This window comes from Paenibacillus xylanexedens, from assembly GCF_007680605.1.
GTDB lineage: Bacteria > Bacillota > Bacilli > Paenibacillales > Paenibacillaceae > Paenibacillus > Paenibacillus xylanexedens_B.
Map to the genome: position 1 here is coordinate 50,520 of NZ_VEIO01000014.1, position 13,314 is coordinate 63,833.

Consider the following 13,314-nt stretch of genomic DNA (forward strand, 5'->3'; position numbering starts at 1 on the left):
TCTAATTGATTGATGATATCACACACGTACCAGGCATACAACGGATTGGGCGGCAATTCCCTCTCCCCGTCCTGGGAAACCCAATTGCTCGGTTGTTGTTGCCTTTACGTTCACTTGTGTTACATCCGCTTCCAGCGCTTTGGCAATTACCTCAGCCATCTGCGGGATATACGGTGCCATCTTTGGCTTCTGGGCAATAATCGTTGAATCAATATTCCCAAGCTTATAGCCGCGATCCTTCACAAGCTGCCATACATGCTCTAGTAGTTTCAAGCTATCTGCATCCTTGAATTCCGGGTCGGTGTCCGGAAAATGCTTGCCGATATCCCCAAGTGCCAGCGCGCCAAGAATAGCATCGCTGATGGCGTGCAGCAACACGTCTGCGTCCGAGTGACCCAGCAGCCCTTTTTCATAAGGAATCGTTACCCCGCCAATAATACACGGTCTACCTTCCACCAACTGGTGCACGTCAAATCCTTGTCCTACACGTATCATCGCTTCTTCTCTCCCTCAAGCCAAAACGCGGCATACTGTAAATCTTCCGGTGTCGTTAGTTTGATGTTGGTATAACTGCCTTCCACAACCTTAACCGACATTCCCTGGCGCTCAGCCAGCATGGCATCATCCGTCCCCAGAAACCCGTCACGTTCCGCGGATTCGTAAGCCTCCAGCAGGGAAGAAAGACGAAAAGCCTGCGGGGTTTGAATGCTCCACAGACTGCTGCGCTCCGGCGTCGCTGTAACGATACCTTCCGCATTCACTTGTTTGATCGTATCCTTCACCGGCACAGCCAGCACAGCACCTTCGCCTGATTCGGCGGCAGCCATACATTCTCTAATCTGCTCGCGGGTCACAAATGGACGCACCCCGTCGTGAACGAGAACCCCATCGGTACTGAGCGCCCGAAGGCCTTCATGAACCGAATGCTGTCTCTCTTTCCCTCCGGGGATCACGCGGACACGCGTTTCCAGTTGGTATTCTTTTACCCATTCCAGGCATCGTTCAACATCTGCAGCACCTGTAACCAGAATCATCTCACGGATCTCGTCCAGAGCCGCAAATACTTCAAGCGTATGTATGAAAACGGGCTTGTCCTGCAGCAGCAAAAACTGTTTGCTCTCGGTCGTTCCCATTCGGGTTCCCCGGCCTGCCGCCACAATGACAACGCCCCACCCTTTATCCATGCCGCAATCCCTGCCTTGTCTGTCAGTTTATCGCCGGGCGACAATTCATATCTCCATCGATATCCATCATCGTACAACGATACACTACCCATCATACCGCTTTTATTGGGCTTTTTCCAACAGTTTCGGCTTGGCAAAAATCATTCGTCCCGCAGACGTCTGTAGCACACTCGTCACCAGCACTTCCATCATCATGCCGATATACTCGCGTCCACCTTCCACCACAATCATCGTTCCATCATCCAAATAGGCTACGCCTTGTCCATGCTCTTTGCCGTCTTTGATAATCTGTACCATGATCTCTTCCCCCGGCAGTACAACTGGTTTCACCGCGTTTGCCAAGTCATTAATGTTAAGTACGGATACGCCCTGGAGCTCACAAACCTTATTCAGGTTAAAATCGTTGGTAACCACTTTGCCTTGTAATACTTTAGCGAGCTTTACCAGTTTGCTGTCCACCTCGGAGATTTCTTCGAAATCGCCTTCGTAAATCAATACCTGTACATCAAGCTCCTTCTGGATTTTATTCAAAATGTCCAGCCCACGGCGCCCGCGGTTGCGCTTGAGCAGATCCGACGAGTCTGCAATATGTTGCAGCTCTTCCAGTACAAATTCCGGGATGACAATCGTGCCTTCGATGAATCCGGTTTTGCAGATATCTGCGATTCTGCCGTCAATAATGACGCTGGTGTCCAAAATTTTATGTTCTTCCAGTCTTCGCTCTTCTTCAGGCTCAGGGTGCCCCCATCGTCCCGACTTCCAGAATGCCGCCAGATCGTCTTTCTTGGCCATGGCCAAGCTATAACCCGAATATGCAGCGATCACCGTGAGTGCCACCTGTAGCACCTCTCCTGCGGTTCCGAGCCAAGCCAGGCAAGGATACATCAGTAATGCTACGAGTAATCCAGCCACGATGCCTGTTGCGCCAGCAGCAAGCTCGTTCATGGGTATTCTGGCCAAAGAATCGATACCGCTGTTTAATCTGTTAGCCATCATTGTGCCGCCGATCGTGCATACGGACATAAAAAGTACTGCTCCCAGCAGTGTTGATACACCCGCACCCAGCAGTCCCGCTGATTGAATCCATTCAGCCATCCAAGGAATGGACTTGCCTGCCAGATGATAAGCCGTGTACCCGAACCATGCGCCGCACAATCCAGTAAAAGTTAAAATGCCTTTTCTCCACATGAGTTCCTGCACCTCCTCAAATCATTCTTCATTTTCATATCCAGTATGATCCAATTATCCAAAACCTAATCGCGTCAGCATGAAGTTTTTGGAAATCTTGTACTCGTCAGTTGAAAGTAAGACTTTTATTGGCATATAATGAATTCAATTCATATCCGAGGTGAGTGGCAAAATGAGTACGCTAAGTTTACAGGCTTTTCAGGATCAAGTTTCCGAACTGTTGCTGCGCCATCGCAGCCTGATTGATGTACTGTCGAAAACGGGACAAGCCGGAGCCTCTGTTAACCGCGCTGTGTCCAAAGCCATTACCGAATGCGGCTGTATTGAGTTGCACGCCACCAAACAGAAATATGCCCCCGAGAGTGATATTTCTCAAGCCAAGGGCCTGCTGGAAACGCATGTGGAAGGTGAATTGTGTGAGAATTGCAAAGAGGTGATCAGCTCCGAGCTGGGGCGGAACCTGTTCTATATGTCTGCACTTTGCAATCTGCTGGACATCAACATGGAAGAGGTCGTAAATCACGAATCACAGAAATGTTCGACGCTTGGGATGTTTAATCTGTCTTAGCTAATCGTCTTTCGTTACTTCGTCATAGATCAAAGAATACAAATAAAAAGCACGTACACTCCTTGTTAGGAAAAATGTACGTGCTTTTTTTATTTTTTGAGCTCATAGGGATCTTAGAGTTTGCCGAGTGGTTGGTACTTAAGTACCCTACCTATTCTAGTTGTCAGAAGACCGCGATGATTTCTTGTCCTTGCGTTTCTTAGCGCGATTGCGGGAAGCCGCCGTTCTTACACTGTATCTCATGCCATACAGGGCATATAACACCAGCGGAATAAAAATCAGCTTGGAAAGTTGATCCGGGAATAAAACAGCCAGCGCAACCGCAAGTAACACAACCCACGGAGCGATCCAGATCGCCTTGCGGGGCAGTCCGACTTTTTTGAAATTGGGGTATTTCAGTGAGCTGACCATCAGATAAGACAACAGCAATGTAGCAATCATCATGCTAATGGGTCCGATATCCTTGTGAAACAGGGACAGCGTAGCCAGCACACCGCCTGCAGCGGGAATGGGCAACCCTGTGAAATACCCCGGAATGCCCGGGCGAACGTTAAATCTCGCTAAACGAATCGCACCACAGATCGGAAAAGCCGCCGTTGCGATCCAGGCAAAGATCGGCATGGAATCCTGAAAAGACACCATGAAAATAATCAATGCAGGCGCCGCACCAAATGAAACCATATCCGATAGCGAATCAAGCTCCTTGCCGAATTCACTTTGTGCATTCAGTGCTCTTGCCACCCGTCCATCCAGACCGTCGAGCAGCATTGCAACGATAACCATAATCGCAGCCGAGCTGTATTTCCCGTTAATCGCCAGCAAAATGGCCAGCATACCCAGAAACAGATTACCTAGGGTAAAAAGATTTGGAATGAATCTGGTTAACATGTTGTTTCACCTCATCCATTAGAAGCCGTTATAAGCAATCCCTACATCTGTCTGTCAATAAACATCTGCTCTTGCAGACGTTTGAGACCTTCCTTGATGGTACGGGCACGAACCTCGCCAATGCCGTCCACTTCATCAAGTTCTTCAATCGTTGCCATGATGACATGAGGTAATTGCTCAAATTGATCCACCAGGTTATGGATAATTACATTAGGCAGACGAGGGATCTTATTTAATACCCGATATCCGCGAGGGGCAACCGAATCTTCAGATGTTGCCGCAGATGAAGGATAACCAAGCAATCGGACAATATGATGTGCATCAAGCAACTCATCGTCCGACAATCTTTTTAAGCCCACGATAATATCGCGAATCTTGTCATCACTGTCATCACGAGCATAGTCTTTATACAGCAACCACGCTTCTTCCTCTGTAGTACCCACAAGCTCTTCCATTTGCATCGAAATGAGCCTTCCTTCATTACCTAACTCATCAATATATCGTTCAATCTCGGTTTTGATCCGTAGTACCATTTCCGTGCGCTGAATAACATTAACCACCTCGGGAATCGTAACGAGTTCCTCGAATTCGGAAGCACTCAGATTCGTAAGGGACTGCTTGAGCACCGCTTTATACTTTTCGAGCGTTTGAATCGCCTGATTGGCTTTGGTCAAAATCACCCCGATTTCCTTAAGCGAATATCGAAGGGTTCCCTGGTACAGGGTAATAATATTCCGGCGCTGTGAGATGGAAACAACTAGCTTACCGGTTTGTTTTGCCACCCGCTCTGCGGTCCGGTGACGAATGCCCGTCTCTGAGGAAGAGATGGATGAATCCGGGATCAGCTGTGTGTTGGCATACAAAATCCGCTTCAAATCCTCACTCAGAATAATGGCACCGTCCATTTTGGCAAGCTCATACAGGTAGTTCGGGGAGAAATCACAGTTAATCGAAAATCCCCCGTCTACCACTTCCATGACTTCAGGGCTGTATCCTACAACAAGCAGTGCGCCCGTCTTGGCGCGCAGCACATTTTCCAGACCTTCGCGGAAAGGTGTACCTGGTGCGATCAGCCTTAACAAATCATTCATATTGTCCAGTTGGCTTGAATCCTTCATCTTGTTATGCCCCCTAATCTAAAGCAACCGCTAGTGCATCTGCCACGGTATTCACACCGATCAGTTGTATCCCGCGAGGATGTTTCCAGCCCTTTAAGCTTTTTTCTGGTAAAATAACTCGTTTGAAGCCCAGCTTCGCGGCTTCTTTCACACGTTGTTCTGCCCTCGATACGGCACGAACTTCACCCGTCAGGCCAATCTCGCCAAAGATGACATCATCCGGCTTGGTTGGCACATCTCTCAAGCTGGAGGCAATGCTGACTGCCACAGCCAGATCGACCGCTGGCTCATCCAGCCTCACCCCTCCAGCCACGTTCAAATAGGCATCCTGTGTCTGCAGGAACATACCCATGCGTTTTTCAAGCACCGCTATAATCAGATTTAATCGATGATGATCGATACCTGTTGCCATCCGCCTAGGAGAAGGGAAGTGTGTCGTTGAAATCAAAGCCTGTAATTCTACAAGCATCGGACGTGTGCCTTCCATACTCGCCACAACGGTAGATCCCGCTACCCCTAGTGGACGTTCAGATAAAAATAACTCGGAGGGATTACCGACTTCACGAAGGCCATCTTCCCCCATTTCAAATATGCCAATCTCGTTCGTGGAACCGAAACGGTTCTTCACCGCACGAAGGAGACGATACGTATGATGCCGCTCTCCTTCGAAATAAAGCACGCAGTCCACCATGTGCTCCAGCATACGCGGACCAGCGATGGCACCTTCTTTGGTAACATGCCCTACAAGAACCGTTGCAATGCCACGGCCTTTAGCAATCCGCATGAATCTGGACGTGCATTCCCTTACCTGCGCTACACTTCCTGGTGCGCTGGTAACTTCGGGCAGATATACCGTCTGAATGGAGTCGATGACAAGAAAATGCGGCTGGATCTGATCCACCGCTTCCTCTACCCGCTCCATATTGGTTTCACAGAGCACATACAGTTCCGGCGAAAGAGCACCGAGACGGTCTGCGCGCAGCTTCGTCTGCTTTACGGATTCTTCTCCGGACACATATAACACGCGTAGCCCCGAGTGGGTCAGCGCATGAGAAGTCTGTAGCATCAACGTTGATTTTCCAATCCCTGGGTCGCCCCCCACCAGAACAAGCGAACCTGGCACAATGCCGCCGCCCAATACACGGTTCAGTTCACCGATTCCAGTCTGTACACGCGGCTCCTGACCGCTATCTATATCTATGATAGGAAGCGGTTTATCTTTACTGTCAAACAGAGGAGAATTTCTCCCTTGTGTTTTGACTACCGTTTCAGTTTCTTCTATCATCGAATTCCAGGACTGACAGCCAGGACATTTCCCGTACCATTTGGGGGCTTCATAGCCGCATTCCGTACATTGAAACTTGGTTTTTACTTTGGCCACTTCAGCACTCCTATTGATTTTTTATTTTATAGCAACATTTTGCATTATTCGACAAAATTTACTCGTTGCCCTGACATACAGGGATACTAAAAGTTTACCATTGTTTGAGATTTTTCGTAAAGGATTATCGCAAACTTTACACATGTTCCTCATCCATATCGCTTCATCTCAATCAAATCTTCACACATCCCTTTATATATTCGTACATACGAAAAAAAACTCCCCGGCCAAAGCCAGGGAGCTTCTATAATATGCGGCTAGCTGAATTCATTCAGCCACATACGTCATATTTATTTTGTTTCAATTTCCTCATTGGATGGAACTGCTACTTCCTTTTTCGTTACAGACAATGCACCATTCTCTTCGTCGATGAGTAAGGAATCCCCTTTGGTCACATTACCTGTAAGCAACTCTTCAGACAATTTGTCTTCGATGTGCTTCTGGATCGCCCGACGAAGTGGGCGTGCACCGTAAGCAGGATCAAAGCCGGCTTTCGCCAAGAAGGCCTTAGCGTTATCTGTGAGCTCAAAATCAACCTCGTACTCATTAAGACGTTTACGTAGATCCTCACTCATAAGAGTAACAATCTCAGCAATGTGTTTCTCTTCGAGCGAGTGGAATACGATGATTTCATCGATCCGGTTCAAGAACTCAGGACGGAAGCTTTTCTTCAGCTCATCCATCACTTTGCCCTTCATATTATCGTAATCTGCACCTGCATCCACAACAGCTGTGAACCCAAGAGTAGAATTACGTTTGATCGCTTCTGCACCCACGTTGGATGTGAGAATGATCAATGTATTACGGAAGTCAACAACACGGCCTTTGGAATCCGTCAGACGACCATCTTCCAGCACTTGCAACAAGATGTTGAAAACTTCCGGGTGAGCTTTTTCTACTTCATCCAGCAGGACAACGGAGTACGGTTTGCGACGAACTTTCTCTGTCAACTGACCGCCTTCTTCGTATCCAACATAACCTGGAGGCGCTCCGACCAGTCGTGCTGTGGAGTGTTTCTCACCATACTCGGACATGTCAATCCGGATTACGGCATTTTCATCACCGAACATTGCTTCAGCAAGTGCGCGAGCCAGCTCGGTTTTACCTACACCTGTAGGGCCAAGGAAGATAAATGAACCCATCGGACGTTTCGGATCTTTAAGTCCTGCACGTGCGCGGCGAACGGCGCGGCTAACTGATTTAACAGCCTCATCCTGACCGATTACACGTTCATGAAGAATGGACTCCAGATTCATCAGACGCTGTGTCTCTTCTTCTTTCAGCTTGTTCACCGGAATTCCTGTCCAGTTGGCTACCACTTGAGCAATATCCTCTGGAGTGACTTCGGAATCGGTACGACCTTGTTTTTCTTTCCATTGATTTTTCGTTGTATCAAGCTCTTCACGGATTTTTTGTTCCGTATCACGCAGTGCCGCTGCCTTTTCGAACTCTTGACTCTGAACCGCGGCGTCTTTTTCCTTACGGATATCTTCCAGACGGCTCTCCAATTGTTTGAGGTTTGGCGGAATTGTATAGGAGTTCAATCTTACTTTTGATCCCGCTTCATCGATCAAGTCGATCGCTTTATCCGGTAAGAAACGATCTGTAATATAACGATCCGACAATTTTACAGCTTGCACAATCGCTTCATCTGTAATTTTCACGCGGTGATGCGCTTCGTAACGATCACGCAGACCATGCAAAATTTGAATGGCTTCTTCCGGTGATGGTTGATCCACTGTAATCGGTTGGAAACGACGCTCTAGCGCAGCATCCTTCTCGATGTATTTGCGGTACTCATCCAGTGTCGTTGCACCGATGCACTGTAATTCTCCACGAGCAAGAGCCGGCTTCAAGATGTTCGATGCATCAATAGCGCCTTCTGCGCCACCTGCACCAATCAGCGTGTGCAACTCATCAATGAACAGGACAATGTTGCCCGCCTGACGAATCTCATCCATGATTTTTTTCAATCGATCCTCGAACTCACCACGATATTTGGTTCCAGCAACAACCGAACCCATATCCAGCGTCATTACACGTTTATCACGCAATGTTTCGGGAATTTCGTTTGCAATAATTTTCTGAGCAAGCCCCTCAGCAATTGCTGTTTTACCTACACCAGGTTCACCGATCAATACCGGGTTATTTTTGGTACGACGACTCAATACTTGAATAACACGCTCAATTTCCTTGCTACGGCCAATAACCGGGTCAAGGTTATTCTCTCTGGCATACGCCGTCAAATCACGAGCGAGGCTGTCCAGTGTTGGTGTGCTTACATTGGCAGGTGTGCCATTGTGGCTGGAAACAGCTTCGCTGCTACCGAGCAATTGCAGTACTTGCTGACGTGCTTTGTTCAAGCTGATGCCCAGGTTATTGAGCACACGTGCCGCAACACCTTCACCTTCACGAATCAATCCGAGAAGAATGTGTTCTGTGCCAACATAGGTGTGGCCGAGTTTACGCGCCTCATCCATCGACAATTCAATTACTTTTTTCGCACGTGGCGTATATGCAATGTTCGTAGGTTGCTCTTGGCCACGGCCAATTAGCGTTTCTACTTCATCCTGAATTTTTTCCAATCCGAGTCCCAGGCCGATCAGTGCTTTGGCAGCAATGCCTTCACCTTCACGAATGAGGCCGAGCAAAATATGCTCCGTACCGATGTTATTGTGACCGAGACGGACAGCTTCTTCCTGCGCGAGTGCGAGCACCTTTTGGGCCCGTTCCGTAAATCTTCCAAACATCATATTTCCTGCACCTCCATGGTTTTGGATAAAACGAGGGATTCCAATCTAACTGAATAGCCCTTCGTATTCTTCATATCACTTTTGTTTGCAGCCATGCTGCGAATAAAATCATTGGTAGCTTCAGTCTTGATGGAAGCTTATTATATAAAAGCCGCAGATGCGGCATGAAACCCATATTAACACTTAAAGGAAAGTTTACCCAGAACTTTTAGCTGCATTGATCGTATCACGAATTAATTGAGCACGGTAGATGTCGCGCTCATCCGTACGCATATCCCCAAACGTTTTTTGTAAAAACCCTGGCTGAGTCATCACATTCAACTCATTCATCACTGGGATCGATAAGCCTTCCAACAATCCAAGATCTACGCCGAGCCGCACATCCGACAAGCGCTGCGCTGCTTCCTTCGTGTCTACAATCGCTGCATGAGACAAAATCCCGTAGGAACGCATCACTCGATCCGTAATACGCAGTCTGGAATCGGTAATGAGCCGTTCTCTTGCAGTACGCTCATGACCAATCATCTGTAAAACAACACCGTGGAGGTTATCGATCACTTCTTGCTCCGTCTGTCCAAGTGTAATCTGATTGGAAATCTGGAACAAGTTGCCCATCGCCTCGCTACCCTCTCCATAAATCCCTCGCACCGTTAATCCCACTTGGGACACGGCACTAAGAATACGGCCGATCTGCTGTGTCATGACCAATGCAGGAAGGTGCATCATAACAGATGCCCTGACACCCGTTCCAACATTCGTTGGGCAACTCGTGAGATACCCTCTGCGATCATCAAACGCATAATCCACGTGCGCTTCAAAAGCATCATCTATAGCGGAAGCTTTCTCCCAGGCCTCTTTGACCTGGAACCCCGGATAGAGGCACTGGATACGCAAATGATCCTCTTCATTGATCATAATACTTACAGATTCATCCTCACTAAGGATCACTGCTCCGTTGGTCGATTCATTCGCCAGACTTGGACTAATCAAATGTTTTTCCACCAGCACACGCTTGTCGAGTTCGTCAATATCGATCAGATCGAGTGTAGTAAAATCACCAAAGGCGTGTACGTCATCGTACTGAAGTACTTCGCTCAGCTTATTCAGCACCTCTTCCGATTGCTCATCCGAAGCCAGCATTGGAAACGGGATATGCTGAAGGTTACGCGCAATCCGGACACGACTGCTGATGACGATCTCCGAATCAGTAGCATCACTGCGCATCCAGTCACTGAGCGCCTTCTCTGTAAAACGCAGATTAGGCATCATGCTTCCCTCCTACTTATGACAAACTTTACTCTTGAGCTATTTCTTTTTCAAGTTCCCGTATCTGGTCACGAATCTGAGCGGCCTCTTCAAACTCTTCTTGAGCAATGCTCTGCTGCAGATTTTGCTTCAGATCGGCAATTTGCCGCTTCACCTTAATACGCCCGCCTGCTCTGGCTGGAACTTTACCTACATGTGATGTACTACCATGCACTCGCTTGAACAAAGGGTCCAGACGGCTGTCAAAGTATTTATAACAGGAGCTACAGCCAAAACGACCGACTTTGCTGAACTGGGCATATGTCATGCCACATTCTTCACATTGCAGGGTTTTGGCAGGGGAAGCACCTGAACTCTTGCCTGCCGGATCAAAATCAAGTATTCCTGATAGCAGGTTGTGAATTGAAAATCCTCCTGCTGTTCCAGGAATCATCTCTCCCTTCTCACGGGCACATGATTCACAAATATGAAATTCCGTCTTCTCTCCATTTACAATTTTCGTGAAATGAAGCGTAGCCGGACGTTTATTACATTCTTGGCACAGCATATAGATGTACCTCCTTTGATCCCGATAGTTTTCATTTACCGAGCAAAGATATTAGCATTGCCTTAAACATTCTGGCACGAATTTGATCCCGGTAAGGAAGTTTGACCATAAGAACCTCTCTCGACACAGCCGCACGCATCAACCCGGCTTCCCGCTTACTTAAAAAACGCGCTTCTTCCAGTTGATAAATCAAGCCTTCCGCAGCAGTCTGTCCAATCTCGTCACCAATACTGTGATGCAGATGGTTGTGCAGGGCGGATTGGGCAGGTAATTCAATGCGTTGTATGCGAACATATCCACCACCGCCACGTTTACTCTCGACGAGATAACCTTTTTCAAGAGTGAAACGGGTGCTGATGACATAATTGATCTGGGAAGGTACACATGAAAACTGATCTGCCAGATCATTACGCTGAATTTCAATCATTCCTTCGGGACTTTCATGCAAAATACCCTTCAGATATCGTTCAATAATATCAGAGATATTACGCATCCAATCATCCTCCACTGTCTGAAACGTTAAGTCAATAAGGACCACACGCCCCCACAGAGTACACCTTCTCCACCCATTTAACCACTCAGAGAAACAGCGAATCTTGCTACCTCAAGTGTTAAACAGGAGAACAAAGGAAGCACGAAGGTCCTTGAATATCCCCTTGATCTTCCAATGATGTGTTCCAACTTACGGTACTTTTCATCAGAGAACAGTAAGAAAGCTAACGTCATATCGTAGGTAAGTAACACGTATTCCAGAATTAAAATCATACGAATTTAACCTTGAGTTGACTTTGACTTTCTTTGACTTTATATACATTATAGCATATTTTACTGTTTTGCCAAGTGGGGGCACTATTCATTTTTTACGATTTTACACGAAATATTCGCCTGACACAAAAAAACCTCTCCCGGACATCGGGAGAAGTTCTGATTGCTTCCAATTACGCTTCGGATCTGCTCGAATGTAGTTGTATTCGATGTAGATTGTCGCTTAAAAGAAATCAAGCAAGTAGGTTTCGCGTTTGGGAACTGCTTTTTCCAGCGCTTGGATTGCGCTCACTGGCCCTTCCATTCTACCGATCTGTGCCATCTCTGCCGGTCTGCGATAACCCAATAACACGGCTGAAAGGGATTGAATACTAAGACGAATCGGCTGATTCAGCTGAGCCTCGCCGTCCGATTTTGCCTTTTTCCATATTGAAGCGGTTCCGTTCATAGCCACGTTTAATTCCCACACTCCTTCGTTCCACGGAGCGTAAGAATCTTCGACATCAAGCCAAATCTGAACAGGCGAGTCCTGACTTGCAAAAGGGTACTGCGAAATGAACTGCTCCACGCTCACGATTCGTGCCATAAAGTAAGGAACTACCTCTTGCTTAATCCGCGGATTGTCCAGCTGAAATGCAAGCAGATCACTTGCAGGCGCCTGTAAAGTTACTTCATCTATCATAGAATCATGATTGGCAATGAACGTCCAAAGCCCCTGTCTCGCTTCTTCGTTCAGATGAACGAACTCACCGATGGTAAACTTGCTTTCCTTAACTTCATAGAGGACGTAACCTTGGGGTGCTCCCGATTCATCATAATATACAGCGCGCTGACTACCTTTTTTGACATAAACCGAATTTTCCCACCATGCATCATTACGATTGAGGGTTCCATTGTAGCGCGTTGCATACGCATCGTACACCTGCTTCAATTCAGCAAGCTCGGTATTTCCACGTTTGATCGTGCCTGGTGTCAGCTTCTTGGCCGGCAGTTGGGCTGTAGACAATCTATATTTCTTATATTCAACGTAGGTTTCCCAGCCATACTTTCGATAAAAGGAAAACGAAAACGGATGCAGGAAAGATACACTTTGTTTATTCCGATTCATTTCTTCTAGTGCGTATTTCAGTAATCCTGCGACCCATCCCTTACGTCTGTACTCCGGCCAAGTGGCTACACCTGCAATTCCCCCCATTTCGAAGGCCCTGCCGTGAATATACGTTTGAAAAGGAATAATCTGAAGCTTGGCTCCAACCTGTCCATCCGCATAAACGCCCAACACATTATGCTTAGCGAATTCCTTGCGCCGCTTCTCCAACTGATCTTCTGTTAATTTAAATTGAAATGCATACTCGGAAAGCGCCATACACGCCTCATAATCGTCGATCGTTAATTTGCGAAGTTCCATATTAACTTGCACCTCTTTTTCTTCTAATGTAAGTCCTTTCTGTACAAAAGGCAGCTTGAACCCTTTTCTTACATTTGAGTGTCTCAGAGGTTCCCTTTAAAGTCAAACAAGAGATGTAACGTTCACATCTCTTTAATCTTATATATAAAAAAACCACCACCGAATTACATCGGCAGTGGTTCTTTGCTTTGCTTGGCGGCGTCCTACTCTCCCAGGACCCTGCGGTCCAAGTACCATCGGCGCTAGAG

12 protein-coding genes are annotated in these 13,314 nt (G+C 47.3%); 1 reads left to right on the top strand and 11 read right to left on the bottom strand.

The genetic code is table 11. The annotated features are described in order from the left end of the window. Window positions 1-18: 18 nt before the first annotated feature. The 3 genes from ispF to FS818_RS27515 all read right to left on the bottom strand — a co-directional run bounded on the left by ispF (window position 19) and on the right by FS818_RS27515 (window position 2,372). Window positions 19-495 (bottom strand): 2-C-methyl-D-erythritol 2,4-cyclodiphosphate synthase, encoded by a 477-nt coding sequence (ispF, locus tag FS818_RS27505; RefSeq protein ID WP_017692052.1) that lies wholly within the window; start codon window positions 493-495, stop codon window positions 19-21. Beyond that, window positions 492-1,184, bottom strand: coding sequence for a 2-C-methyl-D-erythritol 4-phosphate cytidylyltransferase (gene ispD / locus FS818_RS27510; RefSeq protein ID WP_145336496.1), 693 nt, complete (start codon window positions 1,182-1,184; stop codon window positions 492-494). The genes ispF and ispD overlap by 4 nt, the downstream gene beginning before the upstream one ends. 102 nt (window positions 1,185-1,286) lie before the next feature. Further along, window positions 1,287-2,372 (bottom strand): PIN/TRAM domain-containing protein, encoded by a 1,086-nt coding sequence (locus FS818_RS27515; protein WP_145336498.1) that lies wholly within the window; start codon window positions 2,370-2,372, stop codon window positions 1,287-1,289. A gap of 172 nt (window positions 2,373-2,544) precedes the next feature. Here FS818_RS27515 and FS818_RS27520 point away from each other — a divergent pair, with 172 nt between their 5' ends. Beyond that, window positions 2,545-2,940 carry a nucleoside triphosphate pyrophosphohydrolase family protein gene (locus FS818_RS27520; protein WP_090924695.1) on the top strand — a complete coding sequence of 132 codons (396 nt, stop codon included), beginning with the start codon at window positions 2,545-2,547 and terminating at the stop codon, window positions 2,938-2,940. A gap of 156 nt (window positions 2,941-3,096) precedes the next feature. Here the strand turns inward: FS818_RS27520 and pssA are convergent, their stop codons facing one another. From pssA to FS818_RS27560, 8 genes are all read right to left on the bottom strand, one after another. Further along, entirely contained in the window at window positions 3,097-3,828 is a 732-nt protein-coding gene (pssA, locus tag FS818_RS27525) for a CDP-diacylglycerol--serine O-phosphatidyltransferase (protein ID WP_090924696.1), read from the bottom strand. 41 nt (window positions 3,829-3,869) lie between these two features. Next, window positions 3,870-4,946 (bottom strand): DNA integrity scanning diadenylate cyclase DisA, encoded by a 1,077-nt coding sequence (gene disA, locus FS818_RS27530; protein WP_090924697.1) that lies wholly within the window; start codon window positions 4,944-4,946, stop codon window positions 3,870-3,872. A 13-nt stretch (window positions 4,947-4,959) separates the two neighbouring features. After that, window positions 4,960-6,327 (bottom strand): DNA repair protein RadA, encoded by a 1,368-nt coding sequence (radA, locus tag FS818_RS27535; protein WP_090924698.1) that lies wholly within the window; start codon window positions 6,325-6,327, stop codon window positions 4,960-4,962. Between the two features lie 290 nt (window positions 6,328-6,617). Next, a complete protein-coding gene (locus FS818_RS27540) occupies window positions 6,618-9,080 on the bottom strand; it encodes an ATP-dependent Clp protease ATP-binding subunit (protein WP_090924699.1) in 2,463 nt (820 codons plus the stop codon). 195 nt (window positions 9,081-9,275) lie between these two features. Beyond that, window positions 9,276-10,346, bottom strand: coding sequence for a protein-arginine kinase McsB (locus tag FS818_RS27545; protein WP_145336500.1), 1,071 nt, complete (start codon window positions 10,344-10,346; stop codon window positions 9,276-9,278). A gap of 28 nt (window positions 10,347-10,374) precedes the next feature. Further along, window positions 10,375-10,893 (bottom strand): protein-arginine kinase activator protein McsA, encoded by a 519-nt coding sequence (locus FS818_RS27550; protein WP_145336502.1) that lies wholly within the window; start codon window positions 10,891-10,893, stop codon window positions 10,375-10,377. A gap of 31 nt (window positions 10,894-10,924) precedes the next feature. Further along, window positions 10,925-11,386 carry a CtsR family transcriptional regulator gene (locus FS818_RS27555; protein WP_145336504.1) on the bottom strand — a complete coding sequence of 154 codons (462 nt, stop codon included), beginning with the start codon at window positions 11,384-11,386 and terminating at the stop codon, window positions 10,925-10,927. A gap of 495 nt (window positions 11,387-11,881) precedes the next feature. Beyond that, window positions 11,882-13,066 carry a GNAT family N-acetyltransferase gene (locus FS818_RS27560; protein ID WP_145336506.1) on the bottom strand — a complete coding sequence of 395 codons (1,185 nt, stop codon included), beginning with the start codon at window positions 13,064-13,066 and terminating at the stop codon, window positions 11,882-11,884. Between the last annotated feature and the right edge of the window lie 248 nt (window positions 13,067-13,314).